This is a genomic window from Microbacterium testaceum, assembly GCF_003075375.1.
In the GTDB taxonomy this organism is placed as follows: domain Bacteria; phylum Actinomycetota; class Actinomycetes; order Actinomycetales; family Microbacteriaceae; genus Microbacterium; species Microbacterium testaceum_E.
On record NZ_QDFT01000028.1, the window covers coordinates 22,715 to 42,635 of the forward strand.

The window sequence follows — 19,921 nt, forward strand, 5'->3', positions numbered from 1 at the left end:
CGGCCCACCGGGCGTTCAGCAAGGCCCCGATACACTGCCCCGTGCCCGAAACACTGCTGAGCCCCGACCGCGATGCCGCGCGGTCGACCACCATCGACCCGCTCGAGCTCGAAATCGCGCTGCGCGTCATCGACGCCGCCTCCTCGCTCGACCACGACGACCCCGCCTACATCGCCCTGCGCCGCCAGACCGGCAAGCTCTACAAGGACGTCAAGCGGCAGTCCCGCAAAGAGAAGCGTCAGCGCATCGCCGACGCCGATCGCGCCGTCGTCGCCGCCACCGCCACCGGCGCACCCGACCGCATCGACGACGAGACCCGCGGCATCCCGCTGCAGGCCCGCACCGCCATGCCGTTCGCCGGAGAGCTGATCAAGGCGCGCGCCTGCTACATCTGCAAAGAGGACTACACCCTCGTCGACGCGTTCTATCACCAGCTCTGCCCCGACTGCGCGTCCATGAGCCACGAGAAGCGCGACGCCCGCACCGACCTGACCGGCAAGCGCGCCCTGCTCACCGGCGGTCGCGCCAAGATCGGCATGTACATCGCGCTGCGGCTGCTGCGCGACGGCGCCCACACCACCATCACCACGCGCTTCCCCCGTGACGCCGTGCGCCGCTTCTCGTCGCTCCCCGACAGCGCCGACTGGCTGCACCGCCTCAAGATCGTGGGCATCGACCTGCGCGACCCGGCCCAGGTGATCGGGCTCACCGACTCCGTGGCATCCGAGGGTCCTCTCGACATCTTGATCAACAACGCCGCGCAGACCGTCCGGCGCTCGCCCGGGGCGTACAAACCCCTGGTGGATGCCGAACTCGAACCGCTGCCGGACGGGCCGCTGCCCGAGCTCGTCACCTTCGGGCACACCAACGACGCCCACCCGCTCGCCCTGGCGCAGTCGGTGTCGGCGCACCCGATCCTCGCGTCGGCGGCGCGCACCGCGGACGAACTGACCGCCGAGGCCATGGCCGCCGGCTCGTCGTCGCTCGAGCGCCTGATGGCCGGGACGGCGATCGACGCGGGCGGACTCATCCCCGACGAGGACCGCATCAACAGCTGGACCCAGCACGTCGACCAGGTCGAACCCCTCGAGATGCTCGAGGTGCAGCTGGCGAACATGACCGCGCCGTTCCTGCTCGTCAGCCGCCTGCGGCCCGCGATGGCGGCATCCACGGCGAAGCGGAAGTACATCGTCAACGTCTCGGCGATGGAGGGCGTGTTCGGTCGCGGCTACAAGGGCCCCGGTCACCCGCACACCAACATGGCCAAAGCTGCGCTGAACATGCTCACGCGCACGAGCGCGCGCGAGATGTTCGAGTCCGACGGCATCCTGATGACCGCCGTCGACACCGGCTGGATCACCGACGAGCGCCCGCACTTCACCAAGGTGCGTCTGGCCGAAGAGGGCTTCCACGCTCCGCTCGACCTCGTCGACGGCGCCGCCCGCGTGTACGACCCGATCGTGCGCGGCGAGGCCGGCGAGGACCTGTTCGGCATCTTCCTGAAGGACTACCGCAAGAGCTCGTGGTGAGGCCCCGGCCCGTCATCGCGCGGTGAGTGTCCACGACACGCCGCACCGGCCGGTGTCGGCGCGGCGTGTTCTGGACGCTCACGCGCCGGGGGCGGAGCCGGGTGGGGGGCGGCGGGTCGAGTGTCCAGGACACCCGGACGGATTCGCCCGGGATCCGGGTGTTGTGGACACTCGCGCGCCGGGGCGGCGGCGGGCGGGGGCTCGCGGGGTGAGTGTCCAAGACACCCGGACGGAATCGCCCGGCATCCGGGTGTTCTGGACACTCGATCGGCGGTGGGCCCCTGCGGGGGCGCGGGGCCTGCGAGGGCGCGGGGCGTCAGGCGGGGAGGAAGAACTCCCGCGCGAGCGGGGCGATCTCGATCCCGGATGCCGTGCCGGCGGTGATCCAGCGGAGCTCGGCGATCTCGGCATCCGGCACCGGCTGCTGGTCGCCGATGTCGACACGGAACACGTCGGCGACCACCGCGAAGCCGGGCTCGTTCGCCGCGCTCGCGGTGAACCGGCCGAGGGGCTCGAGCGCGTCGGTGGACACCCGGATGCCGACCTCTTCGGCCAGCTCTCGGGTCAGCGTCTGAGCGGGGGTCTCACCCGGCTCGGGCTTGCCGCCGGGCTGCATGAACGCGGTGGTTCCGGCCTTGCGCACGACCAGCAGGCGGCCGTCGGCATCGGTGATCACCGCGGCCGAGACGTGGATTCGGCGTGGGGGTGTGGCATCCGGAATCACTCCCGCACGCTAGCAGGAGCCGGGGCCGCGCGGTGTCGCGTAGGCGCCCGCGCACTGCGCTCGCGTCGACGGGGGAGCGGCGGTGATCGGACGGTGACCGGCGCCGGTGTCAGCGGCGCAGGCGCCGCGCGGCGGTCAGATCGAGCAGGAACAGTGCGGCGCCCTGGATGACGACGGCCACACCGTGACCGCGCGCGTCGGCGGCGCTCAGACGCCCCCCGAACGTCGGCCTGCGAACCGCGAGATGCGCGCCCGCGGCGACGTAGCCGACGTCGAGCGCCGTGTTGATCAGCAGCAGACGCCGCAGCGCGCGACGCTTCGGCGCGGCCCCGCGGCGGACGGCGGCCATCGCCAACGCGAGGTCGACGGCCCCCCACATCGCCGTCTGCACGCCGAAGGCGCGGGTGCGCGGGAGGAGCGCCAGGGCGCCTCCCGCGACGACGGATGCCGTGCCCCATCGCCGCAGACGACGCACGAGGGTGCCGGCGACGGCCTTCGTTGATGCCATGACATCCATGATGCCGCCCGGCTGGCATCCCCGGGCGCCCCGCCGGCCCTGCCCGCGCGGGGGGTTGAGCGGTCGAGTGTCCAAGACACACGGTTGCGGGGCATCGGCGTGCGGCGTGTCTTGGACACTCGACGGGTTGGGGCGCGGCGGGGCCGCGGGCGTAGGGCGCGAGCGCGCAGGATGCGCGCGCGGCGGGGGGCCCGGCGGGCAGAGGGGCGGGCGCGCGGGTCGGCGCGGGCGCGGGGTTAGCGGCGGCGCGGGGTCAGCGGGCGGCGCGGGGGACCGCCATCGACGGCTCGGCGTCGTCGGGCAGGCCGTAGGTCGCGACGACGCGCTCGAGGTAGCGCTCGATGACCTGCTGCTCGGCCTGGTCGAATTCGTCGAGCACCGCGTCGACGCCCGCGATCATCGGCATGAGGTGGCCCATCGCGCGTTCCACCGACGATGCGGTCGGGACGACGAGCACGCTCCGCCGGTCGGTGGGGTGAGGCATGCGGGTGACGTGGCCGAGGTCGACGAGCCGATCGATCGCGGCGGTGGTGGCCGCGGTGGTGAGGTCGAGGCGCCGAGAGAGTTCACCCGGCGACAGGGGACCCGACATGACCAGGTGCCCCATGGCATCCAGCCCCGTCGGATTGACCGCGAGCTCGCGCTGCAGTGACTTCTCGAACGCCGAGCCCGCGGTGAACAGGTCGCGCACGAGCACGGTGGGGCGCCGCGTGCGGGGCACGGGGGCGCCGCCGGCGGTGGGGGGAGGGGTGGAAGATTCCGACGCTTCCATGGCTGGCACTCTACGCCCGTTTTGGGATACCTTTCACGTATCTCGAAAATCGAGATACCAGAAAATCTAGGAAAGGCCTTCCATGGACCGGTTGCTGCGCGTGCTCACCTCGGCACGCACGTCATGGATCGTGCTCGTGGTCGCCTTCGCGGGCGTCGCCGCGCTGTTCGCGCTCGGGTCGAGCTCGTCGGCCGAGACGGCGCCCGGCAACGGGCTGCCCGACTCCGCCGAGTCGGTGCAGGTGTCGAAGATCCTCGAAACCTTCCCGGATGCCGACACCACCAGCGCCCTGCTCGTGTTCGCCGCCGACGACGGCCAGGCCCTGAGCCCCGAGACCGTCGCCGCGATCCAGCAGAAGGCGTTCGGCGACCTCGTCGACCTCACCCCCGACGGCTTCATCCCGCCGCCGCAGGTGTCGGAGGACGGCACGGTCGCGCTTCTCGTCGTCCCGCTCGAGCCCGAGACCGACGTCGCCGCCCAGACCGCGCGCGCTGACGAGATCCGCGCGCTCGCCGCCGACGGCCTCGACGGGGTGCGCACCTACCTGACCGGGCCCGAGGGCTTCGAGGTCGACATCGCCGCGGTGTTCGACGGCGCGGACTTCACGCTGCTGCTCACGACCGTGATCGTCGTGGCGGTGCTGCTGCTCATCACCTACCGCAGCCCCTGGCTGTGGCTCGTGCCGCTGATCGTGATCGGTACCGCCGACGCCTCGGCCGGGATCGTCGCGCGCCGGGTCGCCGAGGCGGTGGGCGTGCAGCTGGACGCCTCGATCACCGGCATCCTGTCCGTCCTCGTCTTCGGCGCGGGGACCAACTACGCCCTGCTGCTCATCGCGCGCTACCGCGACGAGCTGCGCCTGGCCGAAGACCGCCGCGAGGCGATGCGCCGCGCGGTGCGGGGCGCAGGACCGGCGATCATCGCGAGCGGTTCCACCGTCGCCCTCGCCCTGGCCACCCTGCTCCTCGGCGAGCTGTCCGGCAACCGCGCCCTGGGTCTGGCGTGCGCCGTCGGCGTCGTCGTGGCGATGGTCTTCGCGCTGATCGTCCTGCCCGCGGCCCTGGTGCTGTTCGGCCGCTGGCTGTTCTGGCCCTACATCCCCCGCTTCGGATCGCCCGACGCGATCTCGCGCAGCCCGTGGGGAAAGCTCGGCCGCGGCGTCTCGCGGCGCCCGGTCGTCGTCGCGATCACCGGGGCGGTCGTGCTCGGCGCGCTCGCGAGCGGACTGTTCTTCGTCCAGACCGGTCTGTCGCAGAACGACCGCTTCCTGCAGAAGCCCGACGCGGTGAAGGGGCAGGAGGTGCTCGCCGAGGCGTTCTCGGCCGGAGCGACCTCGCCCGCCACGGTCGTCGCGAAGCCCGCCGACGCCGAAGCGGTGGTCGAGGCCGCCGCTGGGCTCGAGGGCGTCGACTCCGCCCGCATCGTCGAGGCGACCACCGACTGGGCGCGCATCGACGTGACGCTGAACGCGTCGGCCGAGACGCCCGAGGCCTTCGCCGCGATCGAGCGCATGCGCGCCGACTTCGACGGCATCGGGTCGGGCCAGACGCTCGTCGGCGGTCTCGACGCGCAGGCGCTCGACGTCGCCGGCGCCCAGCAGCGCGACCAGTCGCTGATCATCCCGCTCATCCTCGTGCTGGTGTTCATCGTGCTCGTCATCCTGCTGCGAGCCCTGCTGGCGCCCGTGCTGCTGCTGCTCGCGGTGGTCGCGAGCTTCTTCTCGGCCGTGGGTGCGGCGTGGTGGCTGTTCCAGACGCCGTTGTTCGCGTTCCCGGCGATCGACACGAACGTGCTGCTGTTCAGCTTCCTGTTCCTGGTGGCGCTGGGTGTGGACTACAGCATCTTCCTCGTCACCCGCGCGCAGGAAGAGAGCCGCACCCTCGGCACCACGCAGGGCATGATCCGCGCGCTCGCCGCGACCGGCGCGGTGATCACCAGCGCCGGCATCCTGCTCGCCGCCGTGTTCGCGGTGCTGGGCGTGCTGCCGCTGATCACCCTGACGCAGATCGGCATCATCGTCTGCATCGGCGTGCTGATCGACACCCTGCTCGTGCGCACCGTCATCGTCCCGGCGATGGCGTTCATCGCCGGCGACAGGTTCTGGTGGCCCCGCAAGCCGAGAGTGACGGATGCCGAGGCCGCCGCCCACCGCACGCCGGACGCCACGCAGACCGGCGCCGAGCCGAACGCTCCGCAGACCCGCGCCGCACGCCGGAAGGGCATGCCGGTCGCCTGAGCGCCGCGGGCCGGGAGCGGGCCCCCACGTCCTCCCGGTCCGCGGTCATCCGGCATGGAGTGGTCGTCCCCCGCGGCCGCTCCATGCCGCGTTCACCGCGCGGACCGCGGCCGCTCACCTGGATGCGAGAGCCTCACGGCAGGAGGTGGCCCGTGAACCTGGTCAAGACGGCGGCGGCGGTGGTCGTGGCATCCGTTCTCTGGGGTCCGGTCGCCGTCCCCGCTCCGGCGGTCCCGATCGCGCCGGGCGACGACGCGATGACCATCGCCGTCGAGATCCCGGCCCGCGCGAACGGTTCCGCGACCGCCTCGCCGGGTCCGTCCACCTCTGCGAGCGCCTCCGCCGTGCCGAGTGCCTCGGCATCGCCCGTCCCCTCTTCGGACGACCCCGCGCCCCGACCCGGCGCACTCCCCGTGACCGGCGGCCAGCTGGCGCTCGGCGGCGCTGTCGTCGCTCTCGCCGCGATCGCGACAGGTCTCGTCCTGCGCGCCCGCCGCCGCCGTCGCGCCTGACGTCATCGGCCGCGAGGGCTCGTTCCCGTGAGGTGCGGCCGTATGTCGGGGGACGCCGGGCATCCGGCATCCCGGATCAGTCGACCCAGAGCACCACGCCCCGCAGGCCCGTCAGCACCGCCGCGACGCCCGCGCGTACCGCCGACCCCGCCCGCTCGGGGGTGAACGAGGCCGGGTCGTACGCGGCGGCGGTGCCGAGGCCCTCGCCGCGGTAGGCCGCGCCGGTCCAGTCCACCGCGGTGACGTTCCCGGTCGGTTCGGCCAGTTCGGCGCCGACGATGAGGAACTGGCGGTCCAGGTGGTTGGCCGTCACGATGGCCAGCGGGTCGACGAGCGCGTCGCCGGCGCTGATGATGAGGTCGGGGTTGAGGTCCATCGCGCGGACCGCGCCGTCGACCATGTCGTCGTCGGCGCGCACCGTGCGCAGGTCGGCGCCGGTCTCGGCCGCCCAGTCCTCGACCGCCTTCACGAGCGTGCGGGCGGGAGCGTCGTCACCGACCGTGAGCAGCACGACGCGGTACCCGGCGGGGGCGGCCACGGCATCCCACGACCCGGGGGCCGGAACGTGCGTCGACTCGGGGGCGGGGGCCGTGGCGGGGGCGAAACCGGCCGCCGGCGAACCGATCGCGGCCGGAGCCGCGCGCATCGACGACCACCCCGGCTGGGGTGCGCACCCGGCGAGGACCGCCGCCACCGCGAGCGCCGCCACCATCGAGACCCTGCTCTTCACCCCCTCACCCTGGACGACGCGGTTGACGAGCGGGCGAACGACGGGCGGACGTTCCGTTGCCGTTCGCCCCACCGCGGGCAACCGTTCACACCCGTCGCGCACGCTTCGGGCGGAAAGGTGCCCATGTCCGTTCTCCTTCGACGCGTCCTCGCGCGCGTCCTGCTGTTCGCCGCCGCCCTCGCGGCTCTGGTCTCGCTGGCCGCACCCGCCGCCGCGCACGGCTTCCAGTCGGTGGTGTACGCCGACCTGGCCGGTGACGGCCCGGGCGTCGTGCGGGCGCAGCTGCAGCTCGAGTACGACCTGCTCGTGGTCTCGGCGGCCGACGCCGAGCGCGACGACCCGCTCTACCAGGACGGCACGGCCGCCTTCGATGACGGCGATGCCGACGCGCAGGCCGCGGCCCTCGTCGCCCACCGCAACACCGTCGCCGCCTATGTGGGAGAGCGGTTCCGCGTCGCCGGGGCCGGAGAACCGTGCGCTCCCACGATGGCCGATAACGTGACCATGACCTGGCAGGACGGCGCGCCCTACGCCGTCGTGACGGTGGACTACGCCTGCGGCCCGACCGAGAACGGTCACGAGGTCACCGCCGGGCTGTTCGCCGACGACGAGGGGTTCGTGAAGGACACCAAGACGATCCTCACGTACGCCCTGGATCTGCACGAGGGCAGCACGGTCCTGGATGCCGAGCACCCGGCGTTCACGACCGCGCAGACGCCGCTCGAGCGCTTCTGGGAGTTCTTCCGCCTCGGCGCCGAGCACCTGCTTACCGGGATCGACCACATCCTGTTCCTGCTCGCCCTGATCGTGGGCTCGCGCCGGCTGCGCGAGGTGGTCATCGCCGCGACGACGTTCACCGTCGCGCACTCGGTGACGTTCATCCTCGCCGCCACGGGCGTGGTGGCCGCGCCGCCCGAGGTCGTCGAGCCGACCATCGCCCTCTCGATCGCGGTCGTCGGCGCGTGGTACCTCTGGCGGCTGTGGCGCGGCGGCCGGGTCGACCAGGACCTGTCCCACGCGCACGGCTTCCTGCGCCTGGATCGCGCGGGGTGGCTGCGCGTAGGCGTCGTGTTCCTCTTCGGTCTGGTGCACGGCCTCGGCTTCGCCTCGGCGCTCGGGATCGACGAGCCCTGGTCGTGGACCCTGTTGTGGTCGCTGCTGGTGTTCAACGTCGGCATCGAGGCCGTGCAGATCGGCATCATCGTCGTCGTCTTCCCGCTGCTCGTGCTGCTGCGCCGTCGCGCACCCCGCATCGGCATGTGGGCGAGCGCGCTGCTCGCCGTCGCGGTGACCCTCGCCGGCCTGGTCTGGTTCGTGCAGCGGGTGCTCGGCATCGAGTGAACGTGTTGGCCCTCCCGATACGTGTGCTGGGTCAACCATTCACGCGGATGTCACCCAGCGGGCGGAGCGTGGGGAGCGCTCGCGACCGGCGGGCCTGCATCACGACCCTCCCCAAAGAACGGACACCCATGTTCCTCATCGCATCGACGGAGCACGCCGCGCGCACGCGTCGCCGTGTCTCGTGGATCGCAACCGCCGCGATCGGCGCGTCGCTCGTGCTCTCGGGCACCGCGGCCGTCCCGGCGGCGATGGCCGACACCACGGCCACCCTCTCCGGCGTCATCCTCGGCGTCGGGGCGGACGAGACCCAGCGCATCGTCACCTGGTACTCCTCGGCCGACACCGCCCAGACGGTCCAGGTCGCCCCGACTTCGACCCTCGTGAACGGCCAGTTCCCCGCGTCGGCCACGACGTTCTCGGCATCCGGAACCGCCAACATCGCCTCGAGCGGCGGCTTCAACCGGCACGCGACGATCACCGGCCTTGCCGAGAACACGGCGTACTCGTACCGCGTCGGCTCCGAGGGCAACTGGTCGTCGACCTCTGCCTTCACGACGCAGTCGTTCGAGGGCGACTACGACTTCCTCTTCTTCGGAGACCCGCAGATCGGTGCGTCCGGCGACCTGGCCAAGGACCAGGCCGGCTGGCAGGAGACGATGAACGTGGCCGTCGGGGCCAACCCCCACGCCGAACTGCTCGTCTCGGGCGGTGACCAGGTCGAGACCGCCAACACCGAGGCCCAGTGGAACGCGTTCCTCGCGCCCGACCAGCTGCGCCAGTACCCGTGGGTCGCCACGATCGGCAACCACGACGTGGGCGGCAAGGCCTACGAGCAGCACCTCTACACGCCCAACACCGACCGCTCGGGCGCCTACTACCGCAAGGGCTCGGGCAGCACCGGCACTGAGTCGGGCGGCGACTACTGGTTCATGTACAAGGACGTCCTGTACATCGACCTCAACAGCAACAGCTACGCCACCTCGCAGGGCGGTGGCGGTGACGAGGCGCACATCGCCTACGTGACCGACGTCGTCAACAAGCACGGGGCGGATGCCAAGTACACCGTCCTCGTCTACCACCACGCGATCTACTCGCCGGCGGATCACGCGAAGGATGCCGACAACAAGGTGCGCCGCGTCGACTTCCCGACGGCGTTCTCGAAGCTCGGTGTCGACCTGGTGCTCCAGGGCCACGACCACAGCTACTCGCGCTCGTACGAGATCAAGAACGGCGCCAAGGCCAACCCCGACGAGAAGCCCGGCCAGGACGAGGTCTTCGAGGGCCCCGGCGGTGTGGTCTACGTGACCGCGAACACGGCATCCGGTTCGAAGTACTACGACATCACCGCCCCCGACAACAGCGGGACGAGCGGTGCCGGGAACGGTGCCGACCCGCTCAACCCGGCCAACTACTGGTACAACTCCGTGCAGAACCAGGAGCACGTGCGCTCGTACGTCAAGGTCCAGGTCAAGAAGGACCAGCTGGTCGTGCAGAACATCCGCTCCGGAACCTGCGACGCGCCCAACGCGGCCGTCGAGCTGAAGAAGGTGCTGTGGTGCGGTCCCGAGAACGGCGCGAAGCCGGCCGAGGCCGTGGGCACGATCCAGGACGAGGTCACCATCCATCCCAACCACGGCGACGGCCAGGACATCCAGGTCGACGTCCCCACCGGCGCGCCCGGTGAGTTCGGGTGGACCATCAACGGTCACAACGGACTGGTCGACCTCGGCACGGCCGAGGAGAAGAACCTGCAGTACTTCGAGGCCACCGGACAGATCAACCCGATCACCGTGACCGACACCCGCCGCAGCAAGGCCGCCTGGTCGGTCTCGGCGTCGGTGGGCGACTTCGTCGACAACGGCAAGACGTTCAAGGGTTCGTTCCTCGGCTGGGTGCCCAAGGTCGTCACCCCGGGCGCCGGGGCCGTCGCGGGTGCCGCGGTCGGCTCGGGCTACGACGGCGGCGACGGTCTGGCCGTCTCGCGGGTGCTCGGTTCGGCCCCCGCGGGCCACGACCGCAGCGCCGGTGTCGTCGGCGCCGACCTCGACCTGAAGGTCCCCAACTCGATCGACAAGGGAAGCTACCGCGCGACCCTGACCCTCACCGCGCTGGCCGGCTGACCAGCGAACCGCGCCGGCGGGGAGCGCTGCTCCCCGCCGGCGTCCACCCGAAGGACCCCACCATGATCCGCATCCCCCTCCTCGAGCGCGTCGGCGCCGTCGTGCTCGCCGCCGCCGTCGGCGCGGCCGGTCTTCTCTCCGCCGCCCCCGCGCAGGCCGCGACCGACGATGTCACCTGGACCGTGCGCACCGCCTCGAACGCCCTCGGCGACGACCGCACGAACTACGCCTACACGCTCAACCCCGGCGCGCACCTCGACGACGGGATCGTCGTGGCCAACCGCGGCACCGAGCCCGTCGAGCTCGAGGTCTACGCGGCCGACGGGTACACCACCTCGACCGGCGCCCTCGATCTGAAGGTTGCCGGCGAGCAGTCCGTGGGCGTCGGCGCCTGGGTCTCGGTGCCGCAGACGCATGTCAGCGTCGCGGCCGGTCAGACCGTCGAGGTGCCCTTCTCGGTCGACGTCCCCGCGAACGCCACCCCCGGCGACTACGCGGGCGGAGTCGTGACCTCGCTCACCGTCGCCGACACCAGCGCCAACGTCAACGTCGACCGGCGCCTCGGCATCCGTACCGGCATCCGCGTCGGGGGCGATCTCGCCCCGGCGCTCGCCATCGACGACCTCGCCGTGCGGTGGGACGGCGGTGTCATCCCGTTCCTGTTCGGCGACGCCACGGTGCACTACCGACTGCACAACACCGGCAACGTCTCGCTCAGCGCCGACGAGACCGACGCCGTCACCGGGCCCTTCGGCGCGGCTCGCGCCGAGGCGACGCCCGAGGCGGCCGCGCCGACGCTGCTGCCCGGCGACGCGTGGGAGCGCGACGTGCGCCTGCCCGCCGTCGCCGCGATGGGCGTGCTGTTCGCCTCGGTCACGGCCACGCCCGTGGTGACGGATGCCGCCGGCTCCACCTCGACCCTCGACCCGCTCGTCGCCTCGACGATGGGCTGGGCGGTTCCCTGGCCGCTCCTGCTGGTCGTGGCCCTCATCGTCGCCGCCGTCGTCTTCGGACCCCGGCTGCTGGTGAATCGCCGCCGCCGTCGTCAGCAGGCCGAGGACGCCCGCGTCGCCGCCGCGGTCGAGCGCACGCTCGCGGAGCAGCATCGCGAGCGGGCGCTCGTCGACTGATTCGTCATCGAGGTTCCCCGGGAGCCGCCCAGGCACCGAGGAATAGACTGGATGCCATCGACACCGTCTCTCGGGGACCCTCCGTGACCACTCCCTCCGCCGCACGCTCCTTCGACGCCCGCCACCTCCAACTGGCGCGCGCGCTCTTCGCCGCGCTCGCGGCCGTCATGGTCACGTTCTCGTCCGACCACTCGGCCCCGCTGGGCCTGGGCGTCTTCAGCGGTTTCGCGCTCGCGACGGGCCTGGTGTTCGCTCTCGCGGCCTGGCTCATCGCCCCGCGCGGCGAGCGGACGATCCCGGTGCTGCTGGCGTCGGTGTCGCTGCTGGCCGGATTGCTTGCGAGCGTCGCGTCCTGGCGCACCACCGGCATGTTCTTCGGCCTGGTGATCTCGTGGGCGATCCTGACGGGACTCATCGAGCTGATCGGTGCGCTGCGCGACCGCAGAGCGGGACGCACCGCCGGCGCGCGGGACGGCGTGCTCATCGGCATCCTGAGCCTGGTCCTGGGTGCGGTGCTGCTGCTCACCCCGGCGCAGTACGCCCTCAATTACGACATCACCGGCGCGGGTTCGTTCACGCTGACCGGGATCACCATCGCCGTGGGACTCTTCGGCGGGTACGCGGCGGTCGTCGCCGTGTTCCTCGCGATCGCCGGCTTCTCGCCGCGCCGCCCCGAGCCCGTTCCGGCCGTACCCTCCGAGGAGGCCGCGTCATGACCGACAAGCCCACCACCCGCCGCGACCTGATGAAGCCCGTCCAGCTTCTCGGCCTGGCCTTCGGCGCCGCCCTGTTCGCGGGGTTCATCACGCTCATGTCGATGGGGTTCTTCCAGGCCCGACCGGCGGATCAGATCCAGCGCGCCCTCGTCGTGGGCCTCGTCGCCGCCGGCGCGACGTTCATCGTCGTGCTCGTGAGCGTCTCGCTCATGCTGCTCGCCGTCGACCCCGCCAAGGTCACCAAGACGGTCGACCGTCCGCTGCTCCTGCCCAAGGAGGCACCGGATGCCACGAACCCCGGCGCGGGTGCCGAGGCTTCGGCGCCGTCGGAGCGTGCGGTCCCGCCGCGGGCCGACGACACGGGCAGCGCTCCGCGCTCCTGACCCCGTCCGCGGGGTCTGTCCTCGCGGTCGAGCCCCGACCGGACCGTTGCGGGACGCCGCTTTTCCGCCCGCGCGCTTATCGGCGCGTCTGCGTTGACCCGGCCCTCGTCCCGATTATGGCGACGCATGTCCCACATTTTGCGGTTCGGGGCGGCCCTGAGTCGCCAAAAATGGGACATGGGGATGCTGCCCACCCCGCGGGTCGACCCGTCAGGCCCGCCGCGGGTCGATCATCGTCATGCCGGCCGGTGACGCCGTGTCCATCGTCGCCAGCATCGCTGCCGCCTCGCCCAGCCCGACGACCCGTTCGATCAGCTCCTGCGGGCGCAGCGCCCCGCTCTCGATGAGCGACAGCATCTCGGGGTAGTCGACCGCGGCCATGCCGTGGCTGCCGAGCAGGTCGAGCTCCCACGCGATCACCCGTGCCATCGGCATCGACGTCATACCGTCGTCCGTCGGCAGCAGGCCGATCTGCACGTGACGGCCGCGGCGCCGCAGGCTCAGCACGGCGTCGCGCGCGGTCTGGGCGCTGCCCACGGCATCCACCGAGACATGGCTTCCGCCGCCGGTGATCTCGTGCACTGCGGCCGGGACGTCCGTGTCGCCGGCCCGCAGCGTGTGCTCCGCGCCCAGGCGGCGGGCCGCCTCGAGGGCGGCGGGCGTGCGGTCGACCACGATCACCCGTGCCCCGATGGCAACCCCGATCATCACGGCGCTCAGGCCCACGCCTCCGGCCCCGACGACCGTGATCCACTCGCCGGCCTGCACGCGCGCGCGGCCGGTCAGGGCGCGGTACGCGGTGGCGAAGCGGCATCCGAGGGCCGCCGCCGCCTCGAACGAGACGTCGTCGGGGATGCGTACGACGTTCGTGTCGGCCGCGCGCAGCACCACCCGCTCGGCGAAGCTGCCCCACTGCGTGAAACCGGGCTGCTGCTGGTCGGGGCACACCTGGGCGTTCCCGCTGCGGCACCACTCGCAGTCTCCGCAGCCCATTACGAAGGGCACGGTGACGCGGTCTCCGACGTTCCAGCGCTCCACGCCGTCGCCGACCTCGACGATGACGCCGGCCAGCTCGTGCCCCGGGACGTGCGGCAGGGCGACGTCGTCGTGTCCCACCCAGGCGTGCCAGTCGCTCTTGCACAGACCCGTGGCGTGCACCTCGACCACGACGCCGCCGGCGGGAGCGGCGGGCTCGGCGACCTCGCGGACCTCGAGGGGTTCGGCCAGGGCATCCATGATCATCGCGCGCATGGCATCCATTCTCGCGGGGTCAGCGCACCCGTCGAGTGTCCACGACACGCCGCTCGGGCGCGCCGTGGTGCGGCACGTCCTGGACACTCGACGGCGGGGGTGCGGGGGTGCGGGGGCGCGGGGGTGCGGGGGCGCGGGGGTGCGGGGGCGCGGGGGAGCGGCCGGTCCGCCTACAGCGCGTCGACGACCCGCGACGCCAGGCCCGCGTACGCGGCGGGCGTCAGGGCGAGAAGGCGCTGCTTGGCGTCGTCGCCGATGTCGAGACCGCGCACGAACTCGGCCAGCTCGGGCCCACCGACGCGGCGTCCGCGGGTGAGGTCCTTCAGCAGCGCGTACGGGTCGGTGATCTGCGAGCGGCCCGCGGCGATCTCGGCCCGCACGACGGTCTGGATGGCCTCGGCGAGGACCTCCCAGTTCACGTCGAGATCGGCGAGCAGCACGTCCTCGGCGAGCGAGATCTCGGTGAGGCCGCGCTGCAGGTTGTCGAGAGCGAGGAGCGAGTGGCCGAAGGCCACACCGATGTTGCGCTGCGTCGTGGAGTCGGTCAGGTCGCGCTGCAGGCGGCTGGTGACCAGGGTGGATGCCAGGGTGGCGAACAGTCCACCGGCGATCTCGAGGTTCGCCTCGGCGTTCTCGAACCGGATCGGGTTGATCTTGTGGGGCATGGTCGACGAGCCGGTGGCTCCCGCGACGGGGATCTGGGTGAAGTATCCGAGCGAGATGTACGTCCAGATGTCGGTGGCGAGGTTGTGCAGGATGCCGCCGGCGTGCCGCGCACGGTCGTACAGCTCGACCTGCCAGTCGTGCGACTCGATCTGCGTGGTCACCTCGTTGAACCCCAGGCCCAGCGACTCGATGAACTCCCGCGTCAGGGCGGGCCAGTCGACGTCGGGCTCGGCGGCGACGTGCGCCGACCAGGTGCCGGTGGCGCCTGAGAACTTCGCGAGGTACTCGCCGGCATCCAGTTGGCGGATGACGCGCTGCAGACGCCACGCGAAGACGCCGATCTCTTTGCCCATCGTGGTGGGCGTGGCGGGCTGGCCGTGCGTGCGCGAGAGCATCGCGGCGTCGCGGTGCGTCACCGCGAGCTCGGCGAGGGCGCCGGTCACCGCGCGCAGCTTCGGCAGCCACACGCGCTCGACCGCGCGCTGCACGGTGAGGGCGTACGCGGTGGAGTTGATGTCCTCGCTGGTGCACGCGAAGTGCGTCAGCTCGGCGAGGGAGGTCAGACCCAGCGTGTCGAGGCGGTCGCGCACGAGGTACTCGACGGCTTTGACGTCGTGGCGGGTGACCGCCTCTTTCTCGCCCAACCAGGCGATCTCGTCGGCACCGAAGTCCTCGTACAGCGCGCGCAGGCGCGCGCGGTCGGCGTCGGACACGGGCGAGGTGCCGAACAGCGAGCGGTCGGTGAGGGCGAGCAGCCACTCGACCTCGACCTCGACGCGGGCGCGGTTCAGACCAGCCTCCGACAGGTAGTCGCCGAGTTCGGACACGGCGCCGAGATAGCGTCCGTCGAGAGGGCTGAGGGGCTGCGGAGGCAGAGCGGACACGGATCTCCCGGGGGTCGCGCGAGCGGTCAGCCCGCGGAGCGGATGGCGGGCTCGAGCTGCCGGAACAGGGCGAGGCTGGCCCGTTCGATCATACCGAGCACCTCGTCGAACATCGGGGGCCCGGCGTAGTACGGGTCGGGGACGTCGAGGGTCTCGGCATCCGGAAGGAAGGACTGCAGCAGGGCGATCTTGTCGGCGTCGTCGTCGTCGCGGGCCCACCCGCGCAGCACCCGCTCGTGGCTGCGGTCCAGCGCGACGACCAGGTCGTTTCGCTCGAAGTCGACGTACTGGAACTGGCGGGCGCGGTGCGCGGCGCCGTCGTAGCCGAGACGGTCGAGGGCGGCGAGGGTGCGGTGGTCGGCGCGCTCGCCGACGTGCCAGTCGCCGGTGCCGGCCGAGCTCGACGCGACACGGCTGCCGAGCCCCGAGGTCTGCGCGATACGGCGGAACACCACATCGGCCATCGGCGACCGGCAGATGTTGCCGCTGCAGACGAATACGACGCGGAAGGGCGCGTCGGCACTCGCGGTCATCCCTCCATCATGGCGAGAAAGCGCCGCGCGCGCATCAGCCGCGTGCGCGCTCGTCGCGTCGAGGCCGGAGGATGCCGCCGAGAACGGCGTTGATAATGCCGATGAGTAGGGCCGCCACGACCGTCAGCCAGAACTCGCCCGTGCGCAGTCCCCAGTCCCAGTTGCCGGTGATCGCGGCGGTCAGCCAAAGCAGGAAGCCGTTGATCACGAGCGAGATGAGCCCGAGGGTGAGGATGTACAGCGGGATCGCGACGATCTTGACGACCGTGCCGACGATGGAGTTGACCAGCGCGAAGATCAGTCCCACCAGCAGCAGGGTCAGCAATACCTGCAGACCCTCGCCGGGAGCGAACGGGATGAGCCGCACCTGCAGAGCGGGCAGCAGCGTGACGATCCAGATGGCGAAGGCGTTGACGGCGACGCGGACGACGAAGCGCATGCCCCCATCGTGGCATCCGTCCGCGTCGGCGCAGCGGGGTTGCGGACAACATCGTCGCTCCGCAGGGCTGGGGAGGAAGCCCGTCGAAGAGGGACTGACGCGCGCGCCCCGCCCCGGATTAGGCTCGCGGGGTGAGTGAAGAGCCGGTCCTGCCCCGTATCCGTCCCGAGATCGCCGCGCTGCCGGCTTACCGTCAGGGCAAGCAGGCCAGCCCCGACGCCTTCAAGCTCTCGAGCAACGAGAACCCCTTCGAGCCGTTGCCCGGCGTCCTCGACGCGGTGAACGCCGCAGGTGCTTTCAACAGATACCCGGATGCCACGGCCGCGCGCCTGCGCGAGCGCCTCGCCGCGCGCTACGGCGTCTCGCCCGACGAGGTGCACATCGGCGCCGGCAGCGTGTCGCTGCTCGCGCAGCTGCTGCTGGCGACCTCGGGCCCCGGCGACGAGGTCGTCTACGCGTGGCGCTCGTTCGAGGCGTACCCCTCGCTCGTCGCGGTGGCCGGCGCGACCAGCGTGCAGGTGCCCCTCACCGCCGACTTCCGCCACGACCTGCCCGCGATGGCGGATGCGGTGACCGACCGCACGCGCCTGGTGATCGTGTGCAGCCCGAACAACCCGACGGGCCCGACGGTCGGGTACGACGAGTTCGTCTCGTTCGTCGACCGGGTGCCCCGCGACGTGCTGATCGTGCTCGACGAGGCCTACGCCGAGTTCGTCACCGACCCCGCCTCCGTTGAGGGCGGTCGCGTGCGTGCGGTGCTCGCCCGCCCCAACGTGGTGGTGCTGCGCACCTTCTCGAAGGCGTACGGTCTGGCGGGTCTGCGCATCGGGTACGCGATCGGTCACACCGGCGTCCTCGACGCCGCCCGCAGCACGGCCATCCCGCTGTCGGTCACGGCCGCGGGCGAGGCGGCGGCACTGGCGAGCCTGGATGCCGAGAGCGAGCTGCTGCACCGGGTCTCGGTCATCGCCGAGCGACGCGACCGCCTGGTCGAGCGACTGCGCGAGACCGGGTGGGGCATCCCCGACGCGCAGGGCAATTTCGTGTGGTTCCCCGCCGCGGACCGCACGGTCGAGGTCGCCGCGGCGTTCGAAGAGGCCGGGCTGATCGTGCGTCCGTTCCCGGGAGACGGCATCCGCGTGTCGATCGGCGAAGAGGAGTCGCTCGACCGCGTCGTCGAGGTCGCCGCCGCCACGGCTCCCCGCTGACCCGCGCCCCTTTGTCGATCACGTACGCCGGATCGTGGCATCCGTTGTGCACCTCATGCGGTCTCGCGCATGGGCGGCGCGTTAGCGTGGGTGCATGACCCCGCTCGACGACCCCGCTCTCGTGCGCGTTCTGGCAGCCGACGGCACCCTGGCTCCCACGCCCGCAGCCGAGCGCTACCTGCCGCTCATCGACGCCCTGACCGACGCCGAGCTCGAGACCTTCTATCGCGACATGGTCTCGATCCGCGCGTTCGACGTTCAGGCCACCAACCTGCAGCGCCAGGGCCAGCTGGCCCTGTGGCCGCCGTCCTTCGGGCAGGAGGCCGCGCAGGTCGGCTCCGCCCGGGCGGCCCGCGCGCAGGACCACGTCTTCCCCTCGTACCGCGAGCACGTGGTCACGCGCATCCGCGGCGTCGACCCGCTCGACATCATCCGCCTGATGCGCGGACTCACCCACGGCGGGTGGGACCCGACCGACCCCAAGAACGGCAACACGCACATCTACACGCTCGTGCTCGGCGCGCAGACGCTGCACGCCACGGGTCTGGGCATGGGCCTGGTGTTCGACGGCAAGTGCGGCACGGGCGATCCCGAGCGCGACGAGGCCGTCATCGTCTACTACGGCGACGGCGCCTCGAGCCAGGGCGACGTGCACGAGGCGATGGTGTTCGCGGCGAGCTTCCAGACCCCCGAGGTCTTCTTCCTGCAGAACAACCAGTGGGCCATCTCGGTGCCCGTCGCCACGCAGTCGCGCTCGCCGCTGTACAAGCGCGGCGAGGGGTACGGCATCCCGAGTCTTCAGGTCGACGGCAACGACGTGCTCGCCAGCTACGCCGTGTCGAAGGTGGCGCTCGACGAGGCCCGTGCCGGTGGGGGACCCCGCGCGATCGAGGCGATGACCTACCGCATGGGTGCGCACACGACGAGCGACGACCCGACGAAGTACCGCACCTCCGACGAAGAGAAGGCCTGGGCCGGGCGCGACCCGATCGCCCGCATGCGCGCGTTCCTCGAGGGCCGCGGCGCCTCGCAGCAGTTCTTCGACGACGCGGATGCCGAGGGCCGGGCGCTCGCGGACGACGTGCGCGTGCGCACGAACGAGCTCGGCACTATTCCCCGCGCCCACATGTTCGACAGCGTCTACTCCGAGGCCCACGCCCTGATCGCCGAGGAGCAGCGCTGGCTCGACGACTACGAGGCCTCGATGGAAGGGGGCGCGCAGTGACCGAGAACCTCCCGATCAGCCGGGCGCTGAACGCCGGGCTCCGCCGCGCGCTCGAGACGAACGACCGCGTCCTGCTCATGGGTGAGGACATCGGTCCGCTCGGCGGCGTGTTCCGCGTCACCGAGGGGCTGCAGAAGGACTTCGGGCCGCGCCGCGTCATCGACTCGCCCCTGGCCGAGTCGGGCATCGTCGGCACCGCGATCGGTCTGGCGATGGGCGGGTTCCGGCCCGTGCTCGAGATCCAGTTCGACGGCTTCGTCTTCCCCGCGTTCGACCAGATCACCTCGCAGTTGGCCAAGATCACCAACCGGCACGAGGGTGCAGTGCGCATGCCCGTCGTCATCCGCATCCCCTATGGCGGGCACATCGGCGCGGTCGAGCACCACCAGGAGAGCCCCGAGGCGTACTTCACGCACACCGCGGGTCTGCGCGTAGTGAGCCCCTCGAACGCGAACGACGCGTACTGGATGATCCAGCAGGCCATCGACTCGCCCGACCCGGTGGTCTTCCTCGAGCCAAAGGCGAAGTACTGGCAGAAGGGCGAGGTCGACCTCGAGGCCCCCGCGCTTCCGCTGCACGCGAGTCGCATCGTCCGCCGCGGCACCGACGTGACCCTGGTCGGACACGGCGCGATGGTCACGACCCTGCTGCAGGCGGCCGCCCTGGCCGAGAGCGAGGGGACGAGCTGCGAGGTCATCGACCTGCGCTCGCTCTCGCCCGTCGACTACGGCCCGCTGCTCGACTCCGTGCGACGCACCGGCCGCATGGTCTACGCGCAGGAGGCGCCGGGCTTCACCTCGCTCGGCTCCGAGATCGCAGCGACCGTGATGGAGAAGGCGTTCTTCGCTCTCGAGGCCCCCGTGCTGCGGGTCTCGGGCTTCGACGTGCCCTTCCCGCCCGCCAAGCTCGAGGGCACGTACCTGCCCGACGCCGACCGCATCCTCGAGGCCGTCGACCGTTCCCTGGCGTACTGACCCGCCCCGCCCCGCCCCGCCCCGCCCGCCC

At 71.8% G+C, this 19,921-nt stretch carries 19 protein-coding genes; 11 read left to right on the top strand and 8 right to left on the bottom strand.

Annotated elements, in window-relative coordinates; all coding sequences use genetic code 11:
* Positions 1-41: 41 nt before the first annotated feature.
* On the top strand, positions 42-1,529 hold the full coding sequence (locus DC432_RS11425; RefSeq protein WP_207770811.1) for an SDR family oxidoreductase: 1,488 nt from the start codon (positions 42-44) through the stop codon (positions 1,527-1,529).
* Positions 1,530-1,845: 316 nt separating this feature from the next.
* Here the strand turns inward: DC432_RS11425 and DC432_RS11430 are convergent, their stop codons facing one another.
* From DC432_RS11430 to DC432_RS11440, 3 genes are all read right to left on the bottom strand, one after another.
* Positions 1,846-2,253: an NUDIX hydrolase gene (locus DC432_RS11430; protein ID WP_116538000.1), complete on the bottom strand. Its 408-nt coding sequence runs from the start codon at positions 2,251-2,253 to the stop codon at positions 1,846-1,848.
* Positions 2,254-2,362: 109 nt separating this feature from the next.
* Positions 2,363-2,761, bottom strand: coding sequence for a DUF6992 family protein (locus DC432_RS11435; protein ID WP_116538001.1), 399 nt, complete (start codon positions 2,759-2,761; stop codon positions 2,363-2,365).
* A 262-nt stretch (positions 2,762-3,023) separates the two neighbouring features.
* Complete coding sequence (locus DC432_RS11440) at positions 3,024-3,542, bottom strand: MarR family winged helix-turn-helix transcriptional regulator (protein WP_116538002.1); 519 nt, start codon at positions 3,540-3,542, stop codon at positions 3,024-3,026.
* Positions 3,543-3,624: 82 nt separating this feature from the next.
* Between DC432_RS11440 and DC432_RS11445 the strand changes: the two genes are divergently transcribed.
* On the top strand, positions 3,625-5,778 hold the full coding sequence (locus tag DC432_RS11445) for an MMPL family transporter (RefSeq protein WP_116538003.1): 2,154 nt from the start codon (positions 3,625-3,627) through the stop codon (positions 5,776-5,778).
* Positions 5,779-5,930: 152 nt separating this feature from the next.
* Positions 5,931-6,290 carry an LPXTG cell wall anchor domain-containing protein gene (locus DC432_RS11450; protein ID WP_116538004.1) on the top strand — a complete coding sequence of 120 codons (360 nt, stop codon included), beginning with the start codon at positions 5,931-5,933 and terminating at the stop codon, positions 6,288-6,290.
* A 76-nt stretch (positions 6,291-6,366) separates the two neighbouring features.
* On the opposite strand, the gene DC432_RS11455 is transcribed toward DC432_RS11450, so the two are convergent.
* Positions 6,367-7,020 (bottom strand): hypothetical protein, encoded by a 654-nt coding sequence (locus DC432_RS11455; RefSeq protein WP_243393107.1) that lies wholly within the window; start codon positions 7,018-7,020, stop codon positions 6,367-6,369.
* A gap of 123 nt (positions 7,021-7,143) precedes the next feature.
* On the opposite strand from DC432_RS11455, the gene DC432_RS11460 reads away from it, so the two are divergent.
* The 5 genes from DC432_RS11460 (at position 7,144) to DC432_RS11480 (ending at position 12,710) form a co-directional block, all read left to right on the top strand.
* Complete coding sequence (locus tag DC432_RS11460; protein ID WP_116538006.1) at positions 7,144-8,361, top strand: HupE/UreJ family protein; 1,218 nt, start codon at positions 7,144-7,146, stop codon at positions 8,359-8,361.
* Positions 8,362-8,489: 128 nt separating this feature from the next.
* Positions 8,490-10,481, top strand: coding sequence for a purple acid phosphatase family protein (locus DC432_RS11465; RefSeq protein WP_116538007.1), 1,992 nt, complete (start codon positions 8,490-8,492; stop codon positions 10,479-10,481).
* 62 nt (positions 10,482-10,543) lie between these two features.
* Entirely contained in the window at positions 10,544-11,611 is a 1,068-nt protein-coding gene (locus DC432_RS11470) for a WxL protein peptidoglycan domain-containing protein (protein WP_116538008.1), read from the top strand.
* Between the two features lie 83 nt (positions 11,612-11,694).
* The gene (locus DC432_RS11475; protein ID WP_116538009.1) at positions 11,695-12,327 is read left to right on the top strand and encodes an acyl-CoA synthetase; all 633 of its coding nucleotides are present in this window, start codon (positions 11,695-11,697) and stop codon (positions 12,325-12,327) included.
* Positions 12,324-12,710: an amino acid transporter gene (locus DC432_RS11480; RefSeq protein WP_243393108.1), complete on the top strand. Its 387-nt coding sequence runs from the start codon at positions 12,324-12,326 to the stop codon at positions 12,708-12,710. The genes DC432_RS11475 and DC432_RS11480 overlap by 4 nt, the downstream gene beginning before the upstream one ends.
* 210 nt (positions 12,711-12,920) lie before the next feature.
* Here DC432_RS11480 and DC432_RS11485 read toward each other — a convergent pair whose 3' ends face one another.
* The 4 genes from DC432_RS11485 to DC432_RS11500 all read right to left on the bottom strand — a co-directional run bounded on the left by DC432_RS11485 (position 12,921) and on the right by DC432_RS11500 (position 16,483).
* Positions 12,921-13,961, bottom strand: a complete 1,041-nt coding sequence (locus DC432_RS11485) for a zinc-dependent alcohol dehydrogenase family protein (protein ID WP_116538010.1) — start codon at positions 13,959-13,961, stop codon at positions 12,921-12,923.
* A gap of 170 nt (positions 13,962-14,131) precedes the next feature.
* Positions 14,132-15,511: an adenylosuccinate lyase gene (purB, locus tag DC432_RS11490; RefSeq protein ID WP_116538011.1), complete on the bottom strand. Its 1,380-nt coding sequence runs from the start codon at positions 15,509-15,511 to the stop codon at positions 14,132-14,134.
* Between the two features lie 26 nt (positions 15,512-15,537).
* Entirely contained in the window at positions 15,538-16,044 is a 507-nt protein-coding gene (locus DC432_RS11495; RefSeq protein WP_116538012.1) for a low molecular weight protein-tyrosine-phosphatase, read from the bottom strand.
* Positions 16,045-16,078: 34 nt separating this feature from the next.
* On the bottom strand, positions 16,079-16,483 hold the full coding sequence (locus DC432_RS11500) for a phage holin family protein (RefSeq protein WP_108318765.1): 405 nt from the start codon (positions 16,481-16,483) through the stop codon (positions 16,079-16,081).
* 131 nt (positions 16,484-16,614) lie between these two features.
* Between DC432_RS11500 and DC432_RS11505 the strand changes: the two genes are divergently transcribed.
* The 3 genes from DC432_RS11505 to DC432_RS11515 all read left to right on the top strand — a co-directional run bounded on the left by DC432_RS11505 (position 16,615) and on the right by DC432_RS11515 (position 19,890).
* Entirely contained in the window at positions 16,615-17,691 is a 1,077-nt protein-coding gene (locus tag DC432_RS11505) for a histidinol-phosphate transaminase (protein WP_116538013.1), read from the top strand.
* 94 nt (positions 17,692-17,785) lie between these two features.
* Positions 17,786-18,916, top strand: a complete 1,131-nt coding sequence (locus tag DC432_RS11510; RefSeq protein WP_116538014.1) for a thiamine pyrophosphate-dependent enzyme — start codon at positions 17,786-17,788, stop codon at positions 18,914-18,916.
* A complete protein-coding gene (locus DC432_RS11515; RefSeq protein WP_058622399.1) occupies positions 18,913-19,890 on the top strand; it encodes an alpha-ketoacid dehydrogenase subunit beta in 978 nt (325 codons plus the stop codon). Before DC432_RS11510 ends, DC432_RS11515 begins: the two co-directional genes overlap by 4 nt.
* Positions 19,891-19,921: the final 31 nt, after the last annotated feature.